Below are 25,958 nucleotides of genomic sequence, written 5' to 3' on the forward strand. Positions count from 1 at the left end.
TTTGTGGGGGGGTGGGATAGATGTGTGTGGCTCGTGTGCCGCGCCCCCCCCCCACCCCATGGAAAGAGGGGTGTTCTGGCAAGCTCCCCCCACCCCCACAGCCGTTTTCGCGTCCGCTGCTACGGTCGCCGCATCGCCGGTGGCGTCACCCGCGCGCCGCGGCCGTCCGGGTCACCCGGGCCAGCAGATCGCTCATCGACTCGGCGATCCGCCCCATCTGGCGGTGACTGTGCTCGGCGGTGTCGTACTCCACCTGAATCGTCAGCCGATCTCCGACAGTGAAGATCGTCATCTTCGGCGGCATGCCGGCCGCCATCGCGAACACCTCGTCCCGCACGAACTCCAGGCCCGGCGGCATCGGATGCGCGGGCAGCCGGCCCATATTCGACAGTGCGATCGCCGGCGCACCCGACAGTATCGCCGCCACCTCCGGCGTCAGCGCCCGCTGCGAGGCCCGCATGAACAGCGCCGGGAACCGTGTGTCCAGCATCTGCCGCATGGTCGCGTCGACCACCGCGCCCAGCGCCCGCGGATCGGCATCCCGATCCACCAGCGCCGGGGTTCCCGCCCCCGAGGCGCAATTGAGCATCGTCGAGACCGGCAGTCGCGGCGACAGTTCCGGCCGCAGATCTGCGGCATGCCCGCACATCAACGGCAGCGGCCCGTCCTCGGCGAGCTCGGCGCGCACCGCCGCCAGGGCGGCACCGGCGAGCAAGCTGTTGACCGAGATCCCCTGTCCGCGCGCCACCTCCACCAGCTCGCCGGTGTGCCGGGGCGACAATTCGATGCGGCGCAACGCCAATCGCCCGCCGGGATCGCCCGACCCGTCGCCGTCGTGCGGCAAGGTCCGCGGCGCGCCCTCGGGCCCGACGGTCGCCGCCATCTCCCGTACCTGCGCGAGGAATCCGTCGACCTCGGCGTCGGTGGTGACCCGAGCCAGCAGTCGATCGACCCCGTCGAGCAGGTCCCGATCCGAATCCTCCAGCGGCAGTATCGTTCCCGCGAAGTGTGCGCTGTAGCGCCGCCACATCTCGTCCAGCAGTGCGAAAGCCGAACGCCCATCGCTGATCCCGTGATGGATGACCAGCACGATGTGGTTGTCCACGGGCCCGCGCAGCAGCACCGCCCGGAACAACCCCGCACTCCAGTCCGGGCGGGTGTTGACCAGTTCCCAGTACTCGTCGACCTCGCCGTCGCGCACCTCCAGCGGCGGCGCATAGCGCTCGTCCACATCGAACCGCGACACCCCCGCCGCGGTGACGGCCCGGCTGCGCAGCAGCACATGCCCGGCCGCGAGCTCGCCGAGCACCCGCCGCAGCACGGCGGGATCGATCGCGCCGCGCACGGTGGTGCCGATGAACAGCGGCATCCCGCCGATCGGCACGCTGCCGAGGCGGGTGTCGGTGGCGAAGTAACTGGTTTCGAAGGGGGACAACAGTCTCTGCTGAGTCATATCCAGGCTCGTACTTCCGTGTGATGGATCGTGCCGAACTCGACCATACACACGTTTCAAACATATGTACAAAACATCTGTTTTAAACGGCCGTTACAAACGACCGTTTCACCCGGTGCTAGGCTCTACCGCCGTGGGAACCCGAGAAGATCTCCTCGCCGCGACCAAGCAGTGCCTGGCCGACCGCGGCTACGCCCGGACCACCGTGCGCGACATCGTCGCCGCCTCCGGCGCCAACCTCGCGGCCATCAACTACCACTTCGGCACCCGCGACAAGCTGCTGAACCAGGCCATGCTCGAGGCCACCGCCGCCGCAGTCCAGCAGATCCTCGACTCCCTGCCCGCCGATCGGGCCGGCGACCCGGCCGCCCGCCTGAACACCTTCTGGCACAAACTGATCGACTCGTTCACCACCGATCGGGTGATCTGGACCGCCAATATCGAATCCACCGCCCAGGCACTGCACTCCCCCACCCTGCGCGCGGAAACCGGTGCCGCACAGCAACAAGCCCGCGCCGGCCTCACCGAAGCCCTCGGTGCCGGCGACCCCGCCATCGGCGCACTCCTGCAAACCCTCATCGGCGGCCTGCTGGTCCAATACCTCATCGACCCCGACCACTCCCCCACGCCCGAGGATCTCGCCGCGGGCCTGCGCGGCCTGGCCCAGCTCTCGACCCCCGACTAGCCACCTGCACCCGCCGGTGGGCTCGGCCGGCCGAGCCGCCGCTGCCACACCGCGACGAACCTCGGGTGTCCGAGTCGGGCGACCGGCCCAGTCTCGTTGGACCCCAGCGCCGTCCGGGTGCTGTCGGATGTCTCCACGGTCGGACACGGGTCGTGTTGCCCGGACATGACTGTGGCCCCGAGCGAATTCGCCCGGGGCCACAGTCGTTTCGGCGTGGACGCCTACTTCTGCTCGTGAGTGCCGATGATGGTGGCGCGGCCGATGGCGTTCATGAACAGGTTGAAGCCCAGGTAGGCGGGCGAGGCGTTCTCGTCGACCTCGAGGCGCTCGACGCCGACGGCATGCACGACCACGAAGTAGCGGTGCGCGCCGTGCCCGGCGGGCGGGAACGCGCCGGTGTACTCGTGCAGGCCCGCGTCATTGCGCAGGTGGATGGCGCCGGCGGGCAGGGTGCCGCCCTTGCTGGCCTGCCCGCTGGTGAGGCTGGTGGTGGTGACGGGGACATTGGCGAGGACCCAGTGCCAGAAGCCCGAAGCGGTCGGCGCATCCGGGTCGTACATGGTGACGGCGAAACTCTTGGTCTCGGCCGGGAACCCCGACCAGCTCAGCTGCGGGGAGATGTCCTGTCCGCCCGCGCCGCCCAGCGCGCTGACCTGATCCAGGTGCAGAGGCTTGCCGTCGCTGATATCGGTGGAGGTCAGGGTGAACTCGGGCAGCTGCGGCAGCGGCGCGTAGGGATTGTAGGAGTAGTCGGGCACGAGCAGTCCTTTCGAATCGTCAGCTGTGCAACAGGAAGTGTTCCAGTACGCGGGTACCGAATTCGAGCGATTCCACCGGAACCCGCTCGTCGACCCCGTGGAACAGGGCGGAGAAGTCCAGTTCGGGCGGCAGCCGCAGCGGAGCGAAACCGAAGCAGCGAATCCCCAACTTGGCGAAGGCTTTCGCGTCGGTGCCGCCGGAGAGCATGTAGGGCACGGTGCGCCCGTTCGGATCATGGGCCAGGATGGCGTCGTTCATGGCGTCCACGAGATGCCCGTCGAAGGTGGTCTCGTAGGAGTCGAGCTTGGTGATCCACTCCCGTTCCACATCCGGTCCGATGAGCGCGTCCACCTCCCGCTCGAATTCGGCCTGCCGTCCCGGCACCACCCGGCAGTCGACGACGGCCTCGGCGGTCTGCGGAATCACATTGGCCTTGTAGCCCGCCCGCAGCATGGTCGGGTTGGCGGTGTCGCGCAGGGTCGCGCCGATGATGCGGGAGATGGTGCCCAGTTTGGCCAGCTGACCCTCGATATCCGGTGAGCCGGGATCGAATTCGAGCCCGGACTCCTCGGCGACGGCGGCCAGGAACTCCGCGACCGAATCGGAGACCACCAGCGGGAAGGTGTGGGTTCCCAGCCGCGCTACGGCCTGCGACAGGATCGTCACCGCGTTGTCCTCGTGCAGGAACGAGCCGTGCCCGGCACGGGCCTTGGCGCGCAACCGCATCCAGCCCAGGCCCTTCTCCGCGGTCTCGACCAGATACAGCCGCCGGTCGCTGCCGTCGGGCCGCGGCACGGTCAGCGAGAATCCGCCGACCTCGCCGACCGCCTCGGTGACGCCCTCGAACAGGTCGGGCCGATGCTCGACCAGCCACTGGCAGCCCCAGCGCCCGCCGTTCTCCTCGTCGGCCACGAACGCCCACACGATGTCGCGCGGCGGCACCGTGCCCTCGATCTTGAACTGGCGGGCCACCGCCAGCATCATGCCGACCATGTCCTTCATGTCGATGGCCCCGCGGCCCCACACGTAGCCGTCGCGCACCGCGCCGGAGAACGGGTGCACACTCCAGTCGGCGGCCTCGGCGGGCACCACGTCCAGATGCCCGTGCATCATCAGGGCCCCGCGCGAGGAGTCCGCGCCCTGCAGCCGCGCGAACACATTGCCGCGCCCCGGCGCACCCGATTCGACGTATTCGGTGGTGTACCCGGCATCCTCGAGCTGTGCGGCCACCCACTGCGCGCATTCGCGCTCGCCCTTGGTGGTTTCCAGTTCGCCGGTATTGGAGGTGTCGAACCGGATCAGCGTGCTGACCAGGTCCACCACTTCCGACACGGCGCGAGGGGTGCGGGTTTCGGCGGTTTCGGACACGTCACCTTTCCTACCACCTCCCCGGCACCCCGTCGCCCACCGCCGCCCGCACGACCCGCCCCGCCGCAGGTCGACCGACGACCGGGAGTTGGAATCATCCGTGGCACAAGGGTTCCCGTACCCGGCGGGAAAGCACCCCGCGCGCACCCGATCGACGACGGCGGCGCGTTCAGCGCAGGAAACGAATCGTGTTGGTCAGCGTGGCCAGCAGCGAATCCAGGTGCTGGTCGGCGATGCGGCGTTCGAGGACCTCGAGGTCCAGGCGGGTGGCGGTGGCCCACAGCTCGCCCACCCGGGCCTGGACCTCGACATCGGTCGCGGACAGCACCCACAGCAGCGGCGGCCACAACCGGGCGGCCTGGGCCAGCGCGGGCAGCATGAGCAACGTGGGGGCGTCGAGGGTGGCCAGGCGCAGGCCCGCCCGGCGGCGCACCTCGGAGGGAGTGCGGGCGAGGGGTTCGAGGACCCCGCGCCACACCGCCAGGTCGCTGCTGCCGTCGACGGCGTCGACGAGGGTCTCGGCGATCTCCGGCAGCACCGGGTTGAGGGCCAGCCGGGTCAGGGCGTTCGGGCTCAGCCGGCCGAAGAAGCGCAGCATGTCGTCGGTGGCGTCGGCGGCGATATAGGTGGCGATCAGGTCCGCCACCGCCGAGGGCGGGGCCACCTCGAAGAGGATGTCGCCCACCGCGGCGATCACATCGGGGCCGCAGCGCGCGAACACCGACAGCGCCGCGAGCCGTAACTCCTTGGAACCATTGATGACCGTGCCCAGCAGCCGCGGCACCCGCTGACCGCTGCCCGCGAACACCGACAGCGCCGCGAGCCGTAACTCCTTGGAACCATTGATGACCGTGCCCAGCAGCCGCGGCACCCGCTGACCGCTGCCCGCGAGCAACTGGCGCATCACCGCACTGAGCGATTCCCCCGAATATGCGTAGGCGGCCGAGCGGATGAGGCCCTCGTCATCGGGTACCCCCTCCTCGACCGCCTGGATCAATTCCGGTGTCGCATAGGCCAGGAACGGCCCCGCGGTGATGTAGTCGCGCCGGGCCAGCAGCTCGTTCAGGATCGCCACCACCGGCGCGGGCGGCGCGTCGTCGGCGAGCTGGCCGACCGTGCGCGGATCCAGATACGGCGCACAGTCCGCGGCGTATCCGACATCCAGCCGCAACAGCGCCTCGATCGCCTTGGCCGGATAGTTCACCCCGATCGCGCCGGCCGCGCGCCCGGTCATGGTAGGCGGCACCAGCCGCTGCACGATCGGCAGCGAGATGCTCAGCGGGATGACGGGGACCAGCCTGGCGATGCGCTCGAACACCGTCGCATGCTGGTCGAAGAGGTTGCCCGCCATGCGTTGTTGCAGCTCGTGCAGGCGATGCGGGCCGAGCCGTTCGAGGTGGGCGAGCCGTTCCACCGGCACGTGCAGGGTCCGGGCCAGGAGGACGAGCTGGGCTCGCGTCACCAGTTCGGTCATAAGCCCGGCCGCACCGTGTACGCGTGGCAACCCGCGAATTCGACTGTGGCGGACATACTTTCCCCGTTCCCCCGGTGACCCGAGCTGGGCCTCCGGATGTCGACCGCCCATCATAGAGGTGACCGCGGGGCGAAAAGTGCAAAAAGTGCAGAGTCCCTGTACACCGTTAGGATGCGGCCATGAGTCAACCCGCGGGGTGGTACCCCGAGCGTCCCGGATCTCCAGTGCTCCGGTGGTGGGACGGCAGCCAATGGACGAATCACACTCAGCCCCAGCAGCAACCGGCGCCGGCGCCGCAGCAACCGGATCGACCCCGGTCCGACCAGTTCGCGCAGCAGCCCCGCCCGCAGCACCCGAACCAGCCGCACGCGCAGCAGTCGCAGCCGCACCAGGTCCAGCAGCAGTCCGCGCCGCAACAGCAGCAGTACGGCCAACAGCCCCAACAGCAATACGGCCAACAGCCGCAACAGCAGTTTGCCCAACAGCCGCAACATCAATACGGTCAGCGCCCGCCACACCCGCAGCAGCCGGGCCAGTCCTATGGCGCGCAACCGCAGCAGTTCGGTGGTCGCAGTGAGGCCAGCCCCTGGGAGCTCGAGGTCGGCAGCGCCAACAACCCCGCCGACATCCAGCGCCAGGTGCAGCAGCAGGCCGGGATCGCCCCCGCCCAGGCCGGTGGCGGCACCGTGTTCACCGAACCTGTGCTGGTGGTGAACCAGAAGGTCAAGTTGATCGAAATGGTCAACGAGTACAGCGTTTTCGACCAGCACGGCCGCCAGATCGGCGCGGTCGCCGAGGTCGGGCAGAGCGCGCTGAAGAAGGCCGTGCGCTTCCTGTCCAGCTACGACCAGTTCATGACCCACAAACTGGAGATCCGCGACGCACACGGCCAGTGCCTCATGCGAATCACCCGCCCGGCCAAGGTCTTCAAGTCGAAGTTCCTGCTCGAGCACGGCAATGGCGCGCCGATCGGTGAGATCATCCAGGAGAACATGATCGGCAAGATCAACTTCGCCTTCGTGGTCAACGGTCAGCAGATCGGCGGTATCCGCGCCGAGAACTGGCGGGCCTGGAACTTCGCCATCCATGACCACACCGGTCAGGAGGTCGCCCGCATCACCAAGACGTGGGAGGGCCTGCTCAAGACCATGTTCACCACCGCCGACAACTATGTCGTGCAGATCCACCGCCAGCTCCCCCAGCCGCTGCTGTCCATGGTGGTGGCCTCCGGCCTGGCCATCGACACCGCCCTGAAACAGGATTCGCGCGGCTGGAACTGACCGCGCAAGCGGCGCGCAAGCTGACGCAAGCGCCCGGTGATCGGCCACCACCACAGTGATTCTCATGAACGAGACGCGAGATGTCGTGGTGGCCGGGGCCGGACCGGTCGGGCTGATGCTGGCCTGCGAGCTGCGGGTGGCGGGAGTGGACGTGCTGGTCGTCGAGCGCCTCGCCGAACCGAATACGACGATCAAGGCGGGCGCGATCAATGTGCCCACCGCCCAGGCGCTGGGCCGGCGCGGTCTGGTGCCGGAGCTGCGTGCGGCCCACGAGGCGGCGCTGGCCCGCATGGGCCGGATGTTCGCGGGCGCAGCGGTTCCCACCGCGCCGCGGCGTACACCGGCCGGCGCGCACTTCGCCGGGATCATGCTGTGGGCCGACAATGTCGACGGCGCGGATCCGGCCTTCGCCGATCTGGGCCCGGCGGCCGAATACCGCTTTCTCGATCAGCAGACCATCGAGGCAGTCCTGGCCCGCCGCGCCGCCGACCTCGGAGTACCGGTGCGGCGCGGGGTCGAGCTGACCGGATTCGACGACGACGGCGTCGGTGTCACCGTCGACTGCGGCGGGCACACCGTGCGCGCCGGCTGGCTGGTGGGCTGCGACGGCGGCCGCAGCACCGTGCGCAAACTGGCCGGATTCGAATTCCCTGGCCTGGACCCCGAAATCACTGGCCGCCAGGCCCTGGTCGAGATGACCGGTGCGGAAAACGTGCCCCTGGGCTGGCACACCACCCCGACCGGCATCTTCGTCAACGGCCCCCAACCCGGCCGCATCCTGACCGTGGAACTCGACGGCCCGCCCGCCGACCGCACCAACCCGGTCACCGCCGGGGAGCTCGCGGACAGCTTCGAACGCGTCACCGGGGTGAAAGTGCAGATCTCCAGGGTGGTTTCGGCCACCCGCTTCACCGACAACACCCGTCAGGTCCCCAACTACCGCAGGGGACGGGTCCTGCTGTCCGGCGACGCCGCCCACGTCCACTCGCCGTTCGGCGGCCAGGGCCTGAACCTGGGTATCGGCGATGCGGTCAACCTGGGCTGGAAGCTGGCCGCCGTGATCCGCGGCCGATCCCCGGAGGCGTTGTTGGACACCTACACTCGCGAACGCCACCCGATCGGCGCCTGGGTGCTGGACTGGACACGCGCGCAGATCGCGCTCATGCGCACCGATCCGCGCAGCCGCGCGCTGCGCGCGGTCACCACCGACCTGCTCGATACCCCGGCGGCCACCACGCAGGTGGTGAAGAAGCTCTCCGGCGTGCTGCACCGCTACGACCTGGGCAGCGGTGACCCGCTGGTCGGTGCGGCCACACCCGATTTCGAGCTGTCCGACGGCACGAGCGTGTCCGGTCACTTCGCCGACGGCCGTGGCCTGCTGCTGGATCCGAGCGACTCCCCCGCACTGCGCGCCCGGGTCGAGCCGTGGGCGGATCGCATCCGGATCGTCACCGCCAAGCCCGCCCAGCCGCGCGAGCCGCTGTCACTGCTGATCCGCCCCGACGGCATCGTCGCCTGGACCTCCGCCGAGCCGCATGGGTTCGAACAGGCCTTGACCACTTGGTTCGGCAGCCCGGCGTGACCGGCCCCGCGGCGCCGGCCCGCGGTGGGCAGCTCACTTCACCACCGCGGCCGACGGCGGCAGTTCGCGTGGCCGCGTCGGTGGTATCCGGTGAGTGAGACAGGCCTTTTCGGTCGGCGCGACGGGCTGGGACCGTTCGCGGTGGACGAGATGGAAGGACGGTGCGGTCGTGGCCGACTCGGGTGTGGTGTGGGATGTCGAAGCCGATGTGGTGGTCGTGGGATTCGGCGGGGCGGGCTGCGCGGCCGCCGTCGCGGCCCACGATGCCGGGGCGCGAGTGCTGGTGCTGGACAAGGAATCCGGTGGCCGGGCCGGTGGCAGTACCCGGGTGTCGGGCGCGGTGTGGTTCGACAACCGGGATCCCGAGCGGGCCGCGGTCTACCTGCGCAGCCTCAGTGCCGGGCGGCCGATCCCGGAACCGGTGGTGCGGGTGTGGGCGCAGGAGACCGCCCGCAACAGCGAGTGGATGGAAAGCCTCGGCATCCCGGTCGGTCTGGCGGTGCCCGCGCCACCGGAATTCCCCGACCTCGACGGCAGCGACGTCATGTGCGGCTGGATCGGCGTCGAGGGCCGCATGGGTGACGGACTGCTGTGGGCGGCCCTGTCGGAGGCGGTCCGCGCCCGCGGCATCGAGGTCCGGTTGCAGACGCCCGCACACGAATTGATCACCGGCGACGGCACGGTGCTCGGCGTTCTGGCCACCGCACCGGACGGGAGCGCCCTGCGGATCCGCGCCGACCGCGGAGTCGTGCTGGCCACCGGCGGATTCGAGGCGAACCCGGAGATGGTGCGCGATCAGCTGCGCCTGACCGACCCGGTGGTCTGGGGCACGCCCGCCGCCACCGGCGACGGCCTGCGCATGGCGGTCAAGGCCGGAGCGGACCTGTGGCACATGTCCAACATGATGACCCTGCCCGGATTGCGTGCTCCCGGTTACGAAGCCGGATTCTACACCGCGTTCCCCAACACCAACAGCTTCGTCTACCTCGGCCTCGACGGTCGCCGCTACTGCAACGAACGGGTGGCCCTGGGCCACGGCCATGCCCGCATCAACGGCAGCTACCAGCTGTTCCCCACCACCCCGATGCACATCGTCTTCGACGAATCCGCCCGCCGCGCAGGCCCGATCGTGCCCGGACGCGACCGCCTCGCCGTCGGCTGGGCCAGTCTGATCGAAGGCTACGACTGGAGCGCCGACAACAGCGCCGAGATCGGCAAGGGCTGGATCCACCGCGCCGGCACCCTCACCGAACTCGCCGCCATCCTGCACGTGGACGCCGACGTCCTGCAGCAGACCGTCGACCGCTACAACGCCGCCTGCGCGGCCGGGATGGACGACCAGTTCGGCCGCCCCGCAAAGACTCTCGCACCCCTGTCCGAGCCGCCCTACTACGCCTTCACCGCTGCCCCCATCCTGGCCTGGAGCAACGGCGGCCCCCGCCGCAACGAGAACGCCGAAGTCCTCGATCCTTTCGGCGCGGTCATCCCCGGCCTCTACGCAGCGGGCAATGTCAGCTCCACCTACTCCTGGTGCAAGGACGGCGGTTTCCACATCGCCGACGCCCTCGCCTTCGGCCGCGTCGCCGGGCGGCACGCAGCCGAACGCGGCGGGAGCGCGTAGCGCCGAGCGCCGGGAGGCGGGACTGGCAAACTGGCCAATATTCAGCAACCCCGAGATCTCACCTCCGATCGGAGCCACAGATGAAGGCAGTCCCCTTCAGCCGGTTCGGGGGCCCGGAGGTCCTCGAGCTCTGGAGACAAACCTTTTCGTAAGTAGCTGAGCTATTTGTGCGTACTTGTGGGACGACTCCCTAACCGGCAGCCTCGAATTCAGCGCGCGCCGGAACCACTCGCCAACGAGCGACAAGGAGTTGTCCTGTAATGACGAACATCCAGCACAGCCCGGTGACCGTACTCGGCCTCGGTGCGATGGGGCGGGCGCTGGCGGCCGCGTTCCTGAAGGCCGCCGTGGCGACCACGGTGTGGAATCGGACGCCCGGGAAGGATGCCGAACTGGTTGCCGCGGGCGCGGTTTCAGCTCAGACGGCCGGGCAGGCGGTGGGCGGCGGTGAGCTGGTCGTCACGGTGCTGCTCGATCACGCGTCCGTGCACGAGACGCTCGATCCGATCGCGGCGGAGCTCCGCGGCAGACACTGGCTCAATCTCACCAGCACCTCACCCGAACAGTCGCGGGAACTGGCGGCCTGGGCGGCCGGGCACGGCATCGATTTCCTCGACGGCGGGATCATGGCGGTCCCGGACATGATCGGGGCGGAGGGCTCGAGCATTCTCTACAGCGGGTCGCAGACGATCGTCGACGCCCACCGCCCCACCCTCGAATTACTGGGCTCGGCCGAATATTTCGGCACCGACGCGGGCCTGGCCGCGCTCTGGGATTTCGCGCTGCTGTCGACCATGTACGCCATGTTCGGTGGGTTCTTCCAGGGCGCGGCCCTGGTCGGCTCGGCCGGAGTTCCGGCCTCGGAGTTCGCGACTCGCGCGGCGGCATGGGTGACCGCCATGTCCCGGACGCTGCCCGCCTACGGCCGCATCATCGACACCGGCGACTACACCGGCGACGTCTTCCAGGACCTGGTCTTCACCAAGACCGCCCTGGATACGTTGCGTCAAGCCGCATTCGATGCCGGAATCACCGCCGAACCGCTCGACGGGATCGCCTCCCTGGTGGACCGTCAGGTCACCGATGGACATGGTGCGGCCGCGTTCGAACGCAGCATCGAGGCCCTGCGCGGGCAGTGACGGCCCGCGCGCCCGGGCGGTGACCGCGTCGTCCGTGAGTACCGAAAGCCGCTGCGGCCCCCAGCGACTCGAATGTCGCCGGGGCCGCAGCGTCGGCGACATTATTGCGTGAGCTGCAATGTTGCGATCAGTGTCGTCAACTGCTCGCCCAGGCCGAGATCGGCGATGCGCTGCTCGATCTCGTTGCGCTCCAAAGCCGGCAGCGGCGACCACAGTTCCCCGATCCGCGACTGCGCGTCCGGCTCGGCGGTGGCGAGGACCTTCAGCAGCGGCGGCCACAGGTGCGCGGTCGCCGCCAGCCCCGGCAGCCCGGTCAGCGTCGCGGTGTCGAAATGCGAGATGGCCCCGCCGATCCGGCGCGCGATGCCCGGCTCGGTGCGCTCGGCCAGCTCCAGCAGACCCCGCCAGACCGCGGCCTCGCTGCTGCCGTCGGCCGCGCCCGCGACGGCGTCTATGGACTCCGGATCGGCCAGAATCGGATTGGCCGCGAGCAGGTCCAGCGCCGCAGGACTCAGCTGCCCGGCGAAGCGCAGCGTCTCCGGTACCGCCCCGGCGGAAATGAAGGTCTCGATCAGATCGGCGATCTCGTCGGCCGAGCCCACATCGAAGAGGATGTCGCCGATCGCCACGATCACATCGGTGTCGCAGCGCGCGAATACCGACAGCGCCGCCAGCCGCAACTCCTTGGAGCCCTGCAGGATTGTGCGGACCAGTTTCGGAACCCGCCGCCCCTCGCCGGTCAGCAGGTGCCGGATGATCACGCTGATGTTCTCACCGGAGAACGAGTACGACGCCGACCGGATCAGGCCCTCGTCGTCGTGCACGTCACGCTCGACCGCGTGCACCAGATCCGGTGTCGCATAGGCCAGGAACGGTCCCGCCGTGATGTAGTCCCCGCGCCGCAGCAGCTCGTTGATGATCCGCATGACCGGCCCGGCCGGCGCGATATCGGCCAGCTGCCCGACGCTGTGCGGATCCATGTAGGGCGCGGCCTCGGCCGCATAGCCCGGATCGAGCATGCCGACCGCTTCGGCTGCCTTCCGGGGGTGATCCACCCCGATCGCACCCGCGGCGCGACCGGCCATCACCGGCGGCACCAACTTCTGCACCAGCGGCAGCGAAATGCTCAGCGGGATGATCGGCACCAGCAGCGACAACCGCGAGAAGATCGCATTGTGCTCGGCGAACATCACCTGCGCCATGCGTTCCTGCAGTTCGTGCAGGTTGGCGGCGCCGAGCTTCTCGAGATGGGCGAGCTTGTCCTCGGAGACGTGCAGCGTCCGCGACAGCAGGGTGATCTGCGCGCGGGTGACCAGGTCGCTCATCGCCCCTACCCGAGCTTGTTGCCGAACATGATCTTCTTGGCGGCCGTGCGCAACGGCCACGGCAGCGCGCCGACGGTCTTGTCGACGGCCTCGACCATGGCGATGTTCTCGGTGCGCTGCGCCTGCTGGAAGATCGCCAGCAGATCGGCGGTCTCGGCCTCGGTCAGCAGATCCAGCGCGGCCAGCGACCCACCCAGTTCCCGTTCCAGTTCGGCTCTGGCACCCATTGATTCGTCCCCATCCTCCGGCATGATCCGGATCACCCCTTTTGTGCTTACACCAATCTCTACCAAGATCACAGGTGGTGCGCCAGAGGGTGACGGGGCGAATCCGGTCAATTGAGGTCGGCTGCAATCAGATCGGCGGCGCGCAGCGCGAAGGCCATGATGGTGACCTGCGGATTGACCCCCAGTGACGTCGGGACGACCGAACCGTCGGCGACATACAGACCGGTTGTGCCGAATACCCGATGGCCGAAATCCACCACCGCCGTCCGGGCATCACGACCCATCCGGGCGGTGCCCAGCGGGTGCGGGCCCATCATGCGGAATTGCCGCGGACTCAACCGGATCTCGCCGACCGTGCGGGCCTGATCGAGGGTGCGGATCGGCGGGGTCCCCGCGATCGGCAATGCCACCGCCTCCGCCCCGCCGCGCAGGAACAGCTCGGCCAGGCTCGCGCAGGCGTGCTGCAACGCGGCCTGGACGCGCGGGGTCAGGTGATAGCGGATCAGGGTCCGCCCGCCCGGACCGTGATGCACGCTGCCGGTGCCGGTGTCACGCACCATTGCGCCGAACTGCTCGGTGTGGGTCCAGCGGTTCATCCATTCGGTGAGCCGCGCACCGTGGAACGGCAGCGTGCCGGCCGCGAACTGCGGTGGGATGGCCACGCCTTCGAAGGTGACCAGCGGATCGCCCAGTCCTTCCACCTGATAGCCCTGCGGGATCCCCGACCACGGTGTTCCGGGCGTCGGCATCATGGCCACCGCGCCCAGGGACGGATGCACCGACAGGTGGCGTCCCAGCGCGGACAGGGTCAGGCCGTTGCGGCGCAGCAGCAGCGGCGTCATGAGCGTGCCGGCCGCGATCACCACCGCGCGGGCGTGGATCTCCACCGTTCGCGGCGCGCCGTGCGCGTCCTGGCCCTCGGCCAGCACACCGGTGGCACGGCTGCCCGACAACAGGATTCGGGTGACGGTCAGATTCGTGAACAGCTGCGCACCGCCCTTCAACGCCCGCGGCACCCAGCTGACATTGCTCGAGCGTTTGGCCTCGGTTGGGCAGCCGTGCACGCACTGGCCCTGCCCGTCGCAGCCCACCGCATTGCGCGGCAGCGGACCGTGCGCCGCGCCCAGCGCGTCCGCCCCCGCGCCGATGATCTCCGCGACCCGGCCCAGATAGCGGGGATCGGCGGGGCCGATACCCAGTTCGGCGGCGACCTCGTCCAGGTAGGGCGCGAACGCCTCGGGGGTGAAGTCGCCGGGGAAGCCGAGGTCCAGCCATTCCCGCAGCACCGCGTCCGGGGTGCGGAAGGCGGTGCCGGAATTGATGGCGGTCGTCCCGCCCACCAGCCGACCCGTGCTGACGCCGAGCACCGTATTGCCGAGTGCCAGGTTGTATCCGCCATCGCGCCAATACTTCTGGGTGCGCTCTCCCAGATCCCCGCGGAACTGTGAGCGACCGGCGTAGTCGCCCTCCTCGACCATCACCACGCCGAGGCCGTGCTCGGTGAGCCGGGCGGCCGCGGCCGCACCGCCCGCGCCGGTGCCGATCACCACGACATCACAGTCGATCGTCTCCCGCCGCGACAGCTCGGTCGGGGTGGTGACATTGGCCATCCAGCCCGGCCGCTGCTCGAGCACGGGCTCGTCATAACGTGGCGCGCCGATCGCATCCAGATAGCGGCGGTCACCGAAATGCGCGATCCGCAACGGAGTCTCGACGGCATCGACCGCGTGCCGTAGGGCGCCGGCGCGCCGGGCCTCCTCCACGAGGGCCCGGCGTTGCGGAACCGTCAGCGTCGCAGCGCGTTTGCCGTGCCGGGCGCGCGCCGCCGCATCGAGGCCGCGCAGTGCCGCCCGCAGCCCGGATTGCATGAGCGGGGTCATATTGCCGATATAGGTGTCGACCCGGTCGATGGTGGCGGTGCCGACGGGCGGCACCGACCCGCCCGGTTCGATCAGCACCTCGGCCAGCGCTGCGAGAGTCTCGCGATGGCCCGGGCCGAGTATCCCCTCCGGATGGCGACCCTCGGGCAGGTCGGCGCGCAGCGACACCCATGGCTGGAACGAGCGCAGAAAACTCGGATAGTCGTTGGCGAAGAACTGCATTCGCCCCTGCGCGACCTGTTCGCCCTCGCACGACAGGGTGGTGGCGAGGTTGGTCAGGCTGGCGTGCGCGCCGCGCAGCCAGCGCACATCCTTGCGACCGCTCAGCTGCCAGGCGCGACCGTCGTCGTCGCGGAACTCGAGTTCGTAGCTCATCAGCCGCTTGGTCACCGGTAGCGCGATGAGGGTGCCGAGCACCGCCGCGCCGTCGGCCCACGGCAGCGCCCGGATGGTGCCGGTGATGCGGGCGCGCCCATTGGTGACGAATCCGCGCGCGTGCCCTGATTCGCAGCGCAGATCCATGGCCACGTGATGAGCCAGCCCGTCGGCGTCGTAGAGCTCGCCGCGCATGGTCTCGAAGAAGGTCAAAGGCATAGCGAGCTCTCTCAGACGATCGGGGACACCGACGCAACCGGGTGCGGGACAAGGAATTCCAGCGCGCCGCCGTGCGGGCTGCGCAGCTCGAAGGCATTGCCGTTGATCGGGGTGACATGCACGGAGACGGCGGCGGTCTTGGAATTGAGGCAGTAGCTGGTGTCGCGCGCCGGGTTCCGGTAGGCCAGGCACACCATCTGCTCGGGCTCGGCGTACATGCGCAGGTCCGCAGTGCCGTGGCGGCCGCGCATGCGCAGGGTCCATGCGGGGAAGTCGAGCCGGGGGCGCTGCCGCCACAGGTCGACGATCCGGTCGAACCGGAATTCCTCGTCGCCGCGGCGGATGACCAGCATGGACAGCAGCGGCGAGGTGCGGCCCGCGATACGGGTGCGGCCCGAGGCGGCCTCCATCACGGCGAAGGGCTCGCCGCTCCGGGCATCGGTGAAAACGCACTGGCCCCAGGCGTATTCGGGGCTGTGTTCGCGGCCCCAGTTGTGGCCCTGCATCCCGTGCCAGCCGCTAAGGTCCCAGCGCTCGCCCTGCCACTCCAGCCGGCCCGTGCAGGTCAGCACTGGAAACGGGGTTACCAGTTTGTTGTTCGGCACCGGAGTATCGAGCAACCGGTCGCTGGGCAGCAGCGACATCGGCTCACCCAGGCCCTCCACCTTGCTGAACCCCAGATCCCAGGCGACGGTCTGTGCGGCATCGGACAATGTGCCGCCGGTCGTACCGCCGTTGCCGGTCAACGACAGGGTCAACGGACCCACGGTGACGTCCTGCCCGATCGCGTGCGCCTCGAATCGCGCCGCCGCCAAGGGAATATCGAGACACCACGCGTGCGTGCGCTGCCCGTCGAAGACGCTGCACCACGCCTGCGCCACCGCGGTCCCGTCGCGCGCGGTGAGCACGGTCGCCTTGATCCACACCGCGCGCGGCGAGTGCGGGTCATTGGCGCGCACGAACCACGATTCGACGTTATCGGCCCCCGCTCGCAGCCGCGGCGCGTTCTGGGCGATCGCGGTCATGACTTGGTTGTTCACCGATTCCCGTCCTTCAGAGTTTCGGCTGCCGGCTGAGCATGCCCAGCAGCAGGTGACCGGCCCGCCCGTATCCTCGCAGCCGAGCCGCTGCCCGCGGCGTGACCGCGCCGGAGGCCAGCGCCCGCATGGCGTCCTCGAGTTCGGGCCCGTACGGATACCACCAGGGCCGCTTCGGCCCGAACGCCGGGCCGCGCGGCAGCTCCACCACCTGCACCCAGCTCGCATCCAGCAGCGCGTCGACCCCGTGCGAGCGGCCGAAGCCCGACCCGCCGACCCCGCCCCACGGCAGCTCCGGTGTCGAATACATGGTCGCCGCAACATCATTGATCGACACCGCGCCCGCCCGCAGCCGCTGCGCCAGCGCGCGGGCGCGCCCGACATCGGCGGAGAACACGCTGGCGGTGAGCCCGTACTCGGTCGCATTGTGCAGCGCCACGGCCTCGTCATCGGACCCGAACCGGGCGATCGCCGCCACCGGCCCGAACGTCTCCTCCCGCCACACCTCGGCCGTCGTGACACCTGCACCGCTCACCAGTGCGGGCGAGAGGTGGCGGTCCCGCAACGGTTCTCCGCCGTGGACCTGCACGCCGCCCTGCCGCGCCGCCGCGAGATGGCGCTCCCACACCCGCTGCTGGCGCTCATCGATGGCCGGCGCCAGATCCCGCGCGGTGTCGATGCGCCGCACCTTGTCCTCGAGCCGGACCACGAACGCATCGTGCAGCGACTCGTGCACAAGCACCCGCTCGATCGAGCAACAGGCCTGTCCCCCATTGAAATTCGCGCCCCAGGCCACCGCCGAGGTGGTGAACTCCAGGTCGGCATCGTCGAGCACGATCGCGGCGTCGATCCCGCCCAGCTCCAGCCCGACCGGAATCGGGAAGCGCGCGGCCGCCGCCATCACCGTCCGCCCGGTGGCCACCGAACCGGTGAACAGCACCTTGTCCGGCCGCCCGGCGATCAACTCGGCGCCGACCGCGCCGTCCCCGACCGCCAGTTGCAGCACTCCGGCGGGCAATCCGCAGTCGGAGATCAGCTCAACGAGCGCTTCGGCGACCCGCGGCGTGAGCTCGGAAGGCTTGAGTACCACCGCATTTCCCGCGATCAATGCGGGCAGCACTTGACTGAACGGAATCAGGAACGGCAAGTTCCAGGGCGCGATGGCGACCACGACCCCGTAGGGCCGATGCGTGCGCAGCGCCTTCCGATGCGGCACGGTCGCCGAGCTGATCCGGGTCGCGCCCAGGGTGGCGACGGCACTGTCTAGGTGATGGCGAGCCAGGGCGATCGCCGGGACGACCTCGTGCGCCAGCGCCTCGGCGAGTGGCTTGCCGTTCTCGGCGACGATCTCCTCCGCGATCCGGTCCATCCGGTCGAACAGCAGCTGCGGCAGCGACCCGAGCGCCTGGACCCGTTCGGCGACCGTCAGCGCAGCCCACTCCGGCTGCACTTCCCGCGCCTGCTCGAGCAGCACGGCCGGGGCAACCATGTCCGGCCGCTCGGCACGAGCCTCGCGTTGCGATTGCAGAGAGGGCGTCATAGAGGTACCGCCTTGTCCTGACAGATGATCTTGGCCTGATGGCCAAGTGGTCAGACCAATATATCGATCCAGTGTCGAAACACAAGACTGTCGTCCGGATCTGTCAGCTGTGCCCAACGGTCGCCGGGGTAGGGCTCGGTACGCGCGACGATCTACACGCGGCGGCCGGGCCAGTGCGGGCGGTGGGTTCCTACGCGCGGGCCCGGCCGGTGCGAGCGGGCTTCCTACACGCCGGGTCGAGCCTGCCGCAGAAATGCGTCGAACGACTCCGCCGCGATCGCCAGGAGGGCATCCGCCGCCGCTCGCGCCTCCTGGGCGTCGCCCGCGATGACCGCCTCGGCCAGCCCGCGGTAGCGATCGATGCTGCCCACCTCACCCGCCATCACCCCCGCCAGCGCCTCCACCGCGGGTTCGTACACCGCGCGCAGATCGTTGTAGAGCAGCCGGTACACGATCGAATCCGCACCATCCACCAGGTGATCCCAGAAGGTGACCGCCGACATCTGCTGTGTCACCGGATTGCGTTCCGCCGCAAGCGCTTCCACCGCCGCGTGTAGCGCCTCGGCCAGCCCGGCTCCGGCGCGCTCGGCGGCCAGCCCCGCTACCTCCCGCCCGAGCACCCGCCGCGTCTCCAGGATCGACCGCACCACCGCGTGGTCCAGCTCCCCCTGCCGGATCAGCAACCGCGGCAACATCTCCAGCCCCGCGTGCCGCCGAAAGTCCTGTACCGTCGTCGACCCACCCTGCCGCACCTCGACCAGCCCCGTGTGCGCCAACCGCTGCAGCGCCTCCCGCACCGTCGGCCGCGACACCCCCAGCGTCTCCGCCAGGGCCCGCTCGGCCGGCAAGGCCGTCCCCGGCGCCAACTCTCCATCCAGCACCTCGCCCACGAGCTGCTCGAATACAGTGTCCGGCACCGTCCGCCGATCGATCCGCTTGAACGCCATCCCCGAACGCTAAATGCGCCCACTCGACAGGTCAAGCGGCCAGACCAGTCACCGCCCGCTACCCCACACCCGAACCGCCCGCAGCGGCGGTGAGGTCCTGACAGCAATCGCACAGGACCCTCTGATGGACCCCAGTCCGACGCAGCCTGTCGCTGAAGAGCCTGCGACGCCATCAGCCTGCTGGCTGCACCGGCGACCGAAGTGCGCCAAGGGTTTTCGACACATTTCTGGACCCGAATCGGCAGGATGACCAGGGGATCCGGTCCCTGTAGTGCCAGCAACAGACGTCACGGGCCCGCGATAGTCGAATACGCGACCTCACCAGTCCGGAACCCCGAACTGCAGCGCGAAGTCGTCGCCGCCCTCGGGGATCAGGCGCTGCGCATGTGTCCGGCGGTATGGACTTCGGCCTTGTCGTCGGTTGGTGTGTTGCCGGCCCCCGCCTTGATCTGGGCGATTTGCTTGGCGGCGTCTGCCGTGAAGTACCCGCCGACGACAACGCCGGTGAGCACGGTGAAGTTCGCAGTCAACGGATCCAGGCCATTCCCGCCTCGACCGATGAGATTCAAGAAGGCCGTCCAGGCGACGAGAACCAGATAGGTTACGACGAATCCGGCGGCGATGGCATCACGCATCGAGTTCCGGTTCGCCCGCCCCTGTGCGTGCTTGCGTTGTATGAGCCAGACCCCGAAAAAGGTCGCCGCCGCTATCACGCCGGCGCCGCCCGCGAGCGGGGCATCCCTCTTGCTGAAGAAGTAGTCCCACAGTGGGGCAGCAGCCGCGACGACGATGACTGAGGTCACGAGAACCGTCGCGCCGACCGTGGTCGCGCTGAGTTCGGAAAGTTTGGGCATGGTGTTCTCCCGAGGGCAGGTCCGCCCGGCTCGGTGTCAGCCACCGGTTCCGTTGAGGGTGTTGATATCGGCGCGGAGGGCGGCGATGTCGATGAGGTGCGTGTTGGTGTCCTCCTGGGTGATCACGACCCAGGCCTCGTCCAGGCAGGCCGCCGTCCATGCAGTGGTGGACTGCTGCCGCGCGCCCCAGGTGACCCAGGTGTCGGTGCCGTTGCCGTCAGCGGCCACCTTGAGGATGCAGTGGCCTTCGCGCGGGTCGGGCTGTTCACCGTTGGCGACGGTCCACGGCCGGCGTCGGCTGAACAGCTGGTCGGCATCGTCGGTGAGGGAGACCCCGCAGTAGGTGCCGGTGAAGGCGGCCATAGCGGCGTCGACGGCAGTCGGGTCGGTGTGGTCGACGGGGGCGAAAGCGAGGATCTTGTCGGCCCGGTACCACGCGAGCAGCAGATGGGCGATGTTGGCTCCGTTGTCCACCCCATGGTCGTATTTCAGATATTCCGCGACGAGATCGTTGGAGCTTTCCCAGCTTTCGCTTTCCTGGCCGCGGGCCGCCTTGGCCATCCGGTAGTGCTGGCGGCCGGCGAAGGTACAGTCGCCGACCCCGTTCGGGTGACTGTTGCAGGCCGGGTCGGGTCCGTTGCCGAGCATGCCCCAGTCGGTGATGCCTTGACTGACATCGACCGGGTATTGGGGTGCGGGCAACGGTTGGCCCGACCGGGTGTAGTCATGCAGATATTTCAGCGGGAACCGGTCGGCGGGCGCCAGTGCCGGGAGCCGGCCGCGTTTGCCGGGGAGGCGGTGGTCAGACATGTGCTTCTGCCTTTTCGGTGACGAGTCGCGTGAAAGCCGGTGCGACGCCGTTGCCCGGGCCGCCTGCGAAGAAGTAGCTGCCCCAGTCGGCGCCGCTCTGCATGGTCTGGGCGATGTCGTAGTAGGTGGAATCCTCTTGGGAGGCACTGCCATTGAGGTCGGACATGGTGCCGTCGCTGACGGTTTGGACCTGAATGCCGTGCTGGAAGCAGGCATTCGGCCAACCGGCCTCGGCGAATTCGCCGCTGCCCATCTGCGTCGTGGTCTGGGTGGGGTCGGCCAGCGCGGAATACACCTCACCCCAGAACCCGGCCCAACCGGCGTGGTCGGCCAGGGCGGCGGTCCCGAACAGCGAAGCCGGATAGTAGCCGAGCCAGACGCCTTGCACCTGGAACCACCAATTGCCCTGCCACAGCCGGAATTTCATGCTCACGCCGAGTTGCGGGCCGCCGATGACGCTGACGCCGTTGATCGCCGCGCCCGGGTGGGCGGTGGCGTCGTATTGGATCCAGCCTTGCACGGTCTCGTTGTAGCCGCCGAGGTTGTCGCCGTCCTTGGTGTAGCCGTTGGTGGTGTAGTAGGTGAAGATGTGTGGGTTGGCGTCGCCGTTGAGGCCCTGGTCGACAGTCCAGCCCGCCTCGAGCGACTGCGGCTGCGGATTGTCGTAATTCTGCAATCCGAATTGATTGATCGAGTGATCACTGCCGTTTTCGACCGACGGGTCGTATACCGCGAGGTAGGACTGGCAACCGTAGAACGTGCCCGACTGGCCGCTGGTGGCGTGGTAGTAACCGAACGGATTCGGGTCGGCGGCACCGGCATCCTGCCCGGCGCCGCGACGGTCGATCCCCTTCTTGTCGGCGCCGCGCCGGGCGACGCGACGAGCGTGGACGGCCAGGTCCCGCAGGATCGGCACGGTGCCCTCGGGCCCGCGTTCGGCGTTCGGGTCCTGCAACTCGAACGCGACCGCGCCGAGTTCGCCGGGAGACGGGGCGGTCGCTTGCCGCGAACCGGAATCTTCGGGGGCGGGCGGCGGTGTCGCGACCTGTCCGCCGGGAACCTGGGATTCGATCGGTACCCAGTCGATGAGCCGCCCGCCTGCAGTGGTGGTTGTCGCCACGGCCGCGGGATGCGGTGCCACATGCCGAGCGGCGATCGCCTTGGCGTCCTTGTTCGAATCTGTCTCGTTGTTCATGTCTACTCCAGTGGAATCGGGTGCCCTCCACTACAGCCGCATACCGGACCTGCGGAAACGATCAAATCGAGCCAAGGTTTTCGCCGATTGCGATCGCCACCGGGAAACGGGACGGACGCCGGGAACTGTGCCTACCTCAGGCCAGGCTTCCCGATCTTGGTGGTCTGGGTCGTTCGGGTGGGCGGGTGCGGGGTGCCGACTACGCCGGGTTCGCTGGGTCTTTCGCGGGTGTTCATGTGGTGTTGGCGCCAGGGGTGCCGACGGTAACCCGTTGCCCTGCACGATCGGCCACGTGCGCATCGTTCAGCTGGCGAACTTCTATGGTCCGCGGTCGGGTGGGTTGCGCACCGCGTTGCATCACCTGGGTGAGGGATATGCCGCCGCCGGGCACGAGGTGGTGCTGGTCGTGCCGGGGCCGAAGCGGGCCGAGGAGATGCTGCCGACCGGGGTACTGCGGATCACTGTGCCCGCCCCGCAGATCCCGTGGACCGGCGGTTACCGGGCCGCGGACCCGCGCCGGGTCGCCGACACCCTGGCCGGGCTGCGGCCCGATGTGCTGGAGGTGTCGGACCGGTTGACACTGCGTGGCTTCGGCCGGTGGGCGCGCCGCCGCGACATCGCGGGCGTGATGATCTCCCATGAACGTCTCGACCGGTTGCTGGGCCAGATTTTGCCCGGTCCGATCGCCCGCCGGGCCGCCGACGCCGCCAACCGCCGCACCGCCGAGGACTACGACGTCGTCGTCTGCACCACCCAGTTCGCGCGCGAGGAGTTCCACCGCATCGACGTCGAGAACGTCGAACTCGTCCCGCTAGGCGTCGATCTGGACATGTTCCGGCCGGACCGCCACGACCATCGCCTGCGCACCGATCTCGGCGCCGACGACTACCCGTTGCTGGTGCATTGCGGCCGCCTCTCGGTCGAGAAACGGGTCGACCGCAGCATCGCCGCGGTGAGCGCACTGCGTCGCCGCGGCCTCGACGCCCGTCTGGTCGTCGCGGGCGACGGCCCCCGCCGCGACGCCCTCGAGCGCCGCGCCCGCACCATCCCACCGCTCCCGGACGGCCGCCCCACCGTCCACTTCGCCGGATTCATCGACGACAGAACCGCTTTGGCCACCCTGCTGGCCACCGCCGACGTCTCGCTGGCCCCCGGCCCGCACGAAACCTTCGGCCTGGCCGCACTCGAAGCCCTCGCCGCCGGCACCCCGGTCGTGGTCAGCCGCTCCTCGGCGCTGGCCGACATCATCACCGCCGAAGCCGGCGCGGTGGCCGCAGACCACCCCCGGGCCTTCGCCGAAGCCGTCACCGACGTGCTGTCCCGCCCCGCCGCCGAACGCCGCCGGGCCGCCCGCAGCCGCGCCGAGGAATTCACCTGGCCCGCAGCCGTTTCCGGCATGCTCGGCCTGCTCGGGCAGGGCTGACCGCTCGCCTCGGGGAGCGACGGATCAGCATGCCGGGTGAGCAGTGCGCAAGGCGCTCGCACCTCTCACCCGGGCTACCGGGGACGACCCTCGTACAGCAAACCTGACTCTCAGACCTGACTTTCGCTGAAGCCGGTCAGTCGCGCGACGGGTCGGGCTGCCAGGGCACGTAGGGCCGGCCCGACGCCTCCGCGGCATTTTTCGAGGAGTTCAGCTGGTACGGCGTGATCCCGCCGGGCTGCCACGGTCCGGCCGAGCCCGCCGCGAGCGCCGACCCGGCCTTGGGAACCAGGCCGATCTCGTTGCGCACCACCGTGATCGGGCGGTCGGCCAGCGAGAACCAGTCCAGGTCGAGGAAGTCGTGGCTGCCCTGGGTGAGCGCGCCGCGCCGCATGGCATCGCCGAGCCGATCGGCCATGCCCCGGGTGCTGAGGTGGCCCTCGTCGGCCTCGAACAGTCCCGCGCCCGCGCGCAGGTACCCGGTCTCGAACAGCGAAATCACCATGGCCAGCAGGCTGAACGCGCGCGGGTCGTCATTGGCGCGGGCCATGAAGGCGAAGACCTCGATCTCGTTCTCGAGGGTGGTCCCGTACCCGGCGAGCACGTGCACCCAGTCGTGCTGGGCCAGCAGCGGCGGCGCGGAACCGGGCAGACCCGGGGTGACGAAGCCCCGGTCACGGTAGAAGTCGGCGACACCGCGTCCCAGCGTGCCGACGGGCAGGTCCCACAGTTCGGCCCAGCGCCCGGCCAGCACCGGATCGTCGGTGACCGCGCTCCACGAGCTGTCCAGGCCCTCGGTGTGCAGCGCGTCCAGCCGCAGCGTATTCGTATTGCCCAGATAGCCATTGCGGGTGAAGTCGACCGCGGCCAGATCCACCGCGCCCTCGGCGTAGCGCTGCGCAACAGCGATCATGTCGTCGTCGACGCCCAGCGCATCGGCGAACTCCCGCAGCCGGTTTCCCACTTCCGCGGGCAGCGGCCGCACCACCAGCGCCGCGAGCAGCATGGTCTGCACGATCCGTTCCCGGAACACCCGATTGCGCCGCGCCATGCCGTCCGCGAACTCCGCCGCCCCGATCGGGCGCACCTCGGCCAGTTCCACCGGATGCCCGGTCATCGACAGGAACAAGGCCGGAACCAGCAACTCCTGCAGCGGCGTCAACCCCGCCTCTCCTGCCGCCGCACTGACCACACCCCGCGCCAGGAACCGCACCTCGGCGGCATCCGGCGGCGTGAGCAGCACCTCGTCCATCAACACCCTCCCGAACCTCGGGGCCCCAGCGGCCCGCCTCATTCTCACCGCGAAACACCGCCGCTGCGCGCTCATTTCACTGACGGCGTAGTCCGCCCACCTCCGGCCCCCGCGCGACTCCGAATCCTGCGGGAGGAGGTGATCGGGAATGAACCCGCTGCAGATGCTGTGCAACTGGATGTGCACGCTCATGCCCGGCTGCTGCCAGGGCATGTGAGAGGCCGGACAACCCCGGGCGACGGTCCCGGGGTTATCCGATTGAATTTCGAGTGAACACCGGCGTGTAGCCATGATGCGCGCGGTATTCCGTTGTGACACTGGAGTTGTGAGCGCTGAGCTACTGGTTCTCTTGATCGTGGTGGTTACCGCGTTGGCGTTCGATTTCACCAACGGGTTTCACGACACGGCGAATGCGATGGCGACCTCCATCGCAACCGGCGCGCTCGCTCCCCGGGTGGCAGTGGCCCTTTCGGCCGTGCTCAACCTGGTCGGAGCGTTTCTGTCGGTGGAGGTCGCCAAGACGGTCTCGGGTGGGCTGCTGAATATCGGCGGTATCCACGGTATGGCCTTGCTGCACATAGTTTTCGCGGGCCTGGTCGGCGGAATTCTGTGGAATCTGTTCACCTGGCTGGTCGGAATTCCGTCGAGTTCCTCCCATGCCCTCTTCGGTGGCCTGATCGGGGCCGCGGTCGCCGCGCTGGGCGCGAGCGGGGTGATCTGGACCGGGGATCAGAAGACCGGCCTGATCAACAAGATCATCCTTCCGGCCCTGCTGGCCCCCTTCGTCGCCGCACTGGTGGCCGGACTGGGCACCTACGCGGTCTACTGGCTGACCCGCCACTCCCGCAAGGACCGGGTGAGCACCGCATTCCGCTGGGGCCAAATCGGTTCCGCGTCCCTGGTCTCGCTGGCCCACGGCACCAATGACGCCCAGAAGACCATGGGCGTCATCTTCATGGCCCTGGTCGCCCGCGGCACCTACACCAATGCCGACGACATTCCGCTGTGGGTGAAGGTGTGTTGCGCCCTGGCGATCGCCGCGGGTACCTATCTGGGCGGCTGGCGCATCATCCGCACCCTGGGCAAGGGCTTGGTGGAGATCGATTCGCCGCAGGGTTTCGCGGCCGAAACCTCCTCGGCGGCCATCATTCTCACCTCGGCCCAGTTCGGCCTGCCGCTCTCGACCACCCAGACCGCGACCGGATCCATCCTGGGCACGGGCCTGGGCAGGCCGGGCGCGGAGGTGCGCTGGGGTGTCATGGGCCGCATGGCCGTGGCCTGGGTGCTGACCCTGCCGCTGGCCGGTCTGGTCGGCGCGGCCTGCTGGTGGGTCGCCGATCTCGGCGGTGGCCTGCTCGGTGTGCTGATCGTGCTGGCCGTGCTGATCGCCCTGTCGGTCTACATGTACCTGCGCTCGCGCCGCAATCCGATCGACACCAGCAACGTCAACGACGACTGGGCGGACGGCCGCACCCCGTCGGCCCCGCCGCGCGAGACCGCCGCGGCCTGAGGA

At 69.2% G+C, this 25,958-nt stretch carries 21 protein-coding genes; 7 read left to right on the plus strand and 14 right to left on the minus strand.

Annotated features, from left to right (window positions below):
- Positions 1-145: 145 nt before the first annotated feature.
- On the minus strand, positions 146-1,453 hold the full coding sequence (locus ACFXN1_RS05250; RefSeq protein ID WP_379443514.1) for a hypothetical protein: 1,308 nt from the start codon (positions 1,451-1,453) through the stop codon (positions 146-148).
- Positions 1,454-1,586: 133 nt separating this feature from the next.
- Between ACFXN1_RS05250 and ACFXN1_RS05255 the strand changes: the two genes are divergently transcribed.
- The gene (locus ACFXN1_RS05255) at positions 1,587-2,138 is read left to right on the plus strand and encodes a TetR/AcrR family transcriptional regulator (protein ID WP_379380818.1); all 552 of its coding nucleotides are present in this window, start codon (positions 1,587-1,589) and stop codon (positions 2,136-2,138) included.
- 221 nt (positions 2,139-2,359) lie between these two features.
- Here ACFXN1_RS05255 and ACFXN1_RS05260 read toward each other — a convergent pair whose 3' ends face one another.
- The 3 genes from ACFXN1_RS05260 to ACFXN1_RS05270 form a co-directional block, all read right to left on the minus strand.
- The gene (locus ACFXN1_RS05260) at positions 2,360-2,896 is read right to left on the minus strand and encodes a YbhB/YbcL family Raf kinase inhibitor-like protein (protein WP_379443515.1); all 537 of its coding nucleotides are present in this window, start codon (positions 2,894-2,896) and stop codon (positions 2,360-2,362) included.
- Positions 2,897-2,915: 19 nt separating this feature from the next.
- Positions 2,916-4,265 (minus strand): M20/M25/M40 family metallo-hydrolase, encoded by a 1,350-nt coding sequence (locus ACFXN1_RS05265; protein WP_379443516.1) that lies wholly within the window; start codon positions 4,263-4,265, stop codon positions 2,916-2,918.
- Positions 4,266-4,434: 169 nt separating this feature from the next.
- On the minus strand, positions 4,435-5,739 hold the full coding sequence (locus ACFXN1_RS05270; RefSeq protein WP_379443517.1) for a hypothetical protein: 1,305 nt from the start codon (positions 5,737-5,739) through the stop codon (positions 4,435-4,437).
- A 179-nt stretch (positions 5,740-5,918) separates the two neighbouring features.
- Between ACFXN1_RS05270 and ACFXN1_RS05275 the strand changes: the two genes are divergently transcribed.
- The 4 genes from ACFXN1_RS05275 (at position 5,919) to ACFXN1_RS05290 (ending at position 11,361) form a co-directional block, all read left to right on the plus strand.
- Entirely contained in the window at positions 5,919-7,019 is a 1,101-nt protein-coding gene (locus ACFXN1_RS05275; protein WP_379443518.1) for a phospholipid scramblase-related protein, read from the plus strand.
- 64 nt (positions 7,020-7,083) lie between these two features.
- Positions 7,084-8,601 (plus strand): FAD-dependent monooxygenase, encoded by a 1,518-nt coding sequence (locus ACFXN1_RS05280; protein WP_379443519.1) that lies wholly within the window; start codon positions 7,084-7,086, stop codon positions 8,599-8,601.
- Between the two features lie 169 nt (positions 8,602-8,770).
- Complete coding sequence (locus tag ACFXN1_RS05285; RefSeq protein ID WP_379443520.1) at positions 8,771-10,222, plus strand: FAD-dependent oxidoreductase; 1,452 nt, start codon at positions 8,771-8,773, stop codon at positions 10,220-10,222.
- Between the two features lie 260 nt (positions 10,223-10,482).
- On the plus strand, positions 10,483-11,361 hold the full coding sequence (locus ACFXN1_RS05290) for an NAD(P)-dependent oxidoreductase (RefSeq protein WP_379443521.1): 879 nt from the start codon (positions 10,483-10,485) through the stop codon (positions 11,359-11,361).
- A 101-nt stretch (positions 11,362-11,462) separates the two neighbouring features.
- Here the strand turns inward: ACFXN1_RS05290 and ACFXN1_RS05295 are convergent, their stop codons facing one another.
- The 9 genes from ACFXN1_RS05295 to ACFXN1_RS05335 all read right to left on the minus strand — a co-directional run bounded on the left by ACFXN1_RS05295 (position 11,463) and on the right by ACFXN1_RS05335 (position 21,770).
- Positions 11,463-12,686: a hypothetical protein gene (locus ACFXN1_RS05295; RefSeq protein ID WP_379443522.1), complete on the minus strand. Its 1,224-nt coding sequence runs from the start codon at positions 12,684-12,686 to the stop codon at positions 11,463-11,465.
- 5 nt (positions 12,687-12,691) lie between these two features.
- The gene (locus ACFXN1_RS05300) at positions 12,692-12,913 is read right to left on the minus strand and encodes a hypothetical protein (RefSeq protein WP_357005732.1); all 222 of its coding nucleotides are present in this window, start codon (positions 12,911-12,913) and stop codon (positions 12,692-12,694) included.
- A 107-nt stretch (positions 12,914-13,020) separates the two neighbouring features.
- Positions 13,021-15,387 carry a GMC family oxidoreductase N-terminal domain-containing protein gene (locus tag ACFXN1_RS05305; protein ID WP_379443523.1) on the minus strand — a complete coding sequence of 789 codons (2,367 nt, stop codon included), beginning with the start codon at positions 15,385-15,387 and terminating at the stop codon, positions 13,021-13,023.
- Between the two features lie 11 nt (positions 15,388-15,398).
- Positions 15,399-16,427 carry a hypothetical protein gene (locus tag ACFXN1_RS05310; protein ID WP_379443524.1) on the minus strand — a complete coding sequence of 343 codons (1,029 nt, stop codon included), beginning with the start codon at positions 16,425-16,427 and terminating at the stop codon, positions 15,399-15,401.
- A gap of 13 nt (positions 16,428-16,440) precedes the next feature.
- On the minus strand, positions 16,441-17,964 hold the full coding sequence (locus tag ACFXN1_RS05315) for an aldehyde dehydrogenase family protein (RefSeq protein WP_379443526.1): 1,524 nt from the start codon (positions 17,962-17,964) through the stop codon (positions 16,441-16,443).
- Positions 17,965-18,188: 224 nt separating this feature from the next.
- The gene (locus tag ACFXN1_RS05320) at positions 18,189-18,911 is read right to left on the minus strand and encodes a FadR/GntR family transcriptional regulator (protein WP_379443527.1); all 723 of its coding nucleotides are present in this window, start codon (positions 18,909-18,911) and stop codon (positions 18,189-18,191) included.
- A gap of 371 nt (positions 18,912-19,282) precedes the next feature.
- Positions 19,283-19,765, minus strand: coding sequence for a hypothetical protein (locus ACFXN1_RS05325; protein WP_379443528.1), 483 nt, complete (start codon positions 19,763-19,765; stop codon positions 19,283-19,285).
- 36 nt (positions 19,766-19,801) lie between these two features.
- On the minus strand, positions 19,802-20,575 hold the full coding sequence (locus ACFXN1_RS05330) for a hypothetical protein (protein WP_379443530.1): 774 nt from the start codon (positions 20,573-20,575) through the stop codon (positions 19,802-19,804).
- Positions 20,568-21,770 carry a neprosin family prolyl endopeptidase gene (locus tag ACFXN1_RS05335; RefSeq protein ID WP_379443531.1) on the minus strand — a complete coding sequence of 401 codons (1,203 nt, stop codon included), beginning with the start codon at positions 21,768-21,770 and terminating at the stop codon, positions 20,568-20,570. Before ACFXN1_RS05335 ends, ACFXN1_RS05330 begins: the two co-directional genes overlap by 8 nt.
- A 292-nt stretch (positions 21,771-22,062) precedes the next feature.
- Here ACFXN1_RS05335 and ACFXN1_RS05340 point away from each other — a divergent pair, with 292 nt between their 5' ends.
- Entirely contained in the window at positions 22,063-23,193 is a 1,131-nt protein-coding gene (locus ACFXN1_RS05340) for a glycosyltransferase (protein WP_379463497.1), read from the plus strand.
- Positions 23,194-23,329: 136 nt separating this feature from the next.
- Here ACFXN1_RS05340 and ACFXN1_RS05345 read toward each other — a convergent pair whose 3' ends face one another.
- Positions 23,330-24,445 (minus strand): hypothetical protein, encoded by a 1,116-nt coding sequence (locus ACFXN1_RS05345; RefSeq protein WP_379446646.1) that lies wholly within the window; start codon positions 24,443-24,445, stop codon positions 23,330-23,332.
- 325 nt (positions 24,446-24,770) lie between these two features.
- Between ACFXN1_RS05345 and ACFXN1_RS05350 the strand changes: the two genes are divergently transcribed.
- Entirely contained in the window at positions 24,771-25,955 is a 1,185-nt protein-coding gene (locus ACFXN1_RS05350) for an anion permease (protein WP_379463498.1), read from the plus strand.
- Positions 25,956-25,958 lie beyond the last annotated feature (3 nt).

Source organism: Nocardia sp. NPDC059154, assembly GCF_042755705.1.
Classification (GTDB): domain Bacteria; phylum Actinomycetota; class Actinomycetes; order Mycobacteriales; family Mycobacteriaceae; genus Nocardia.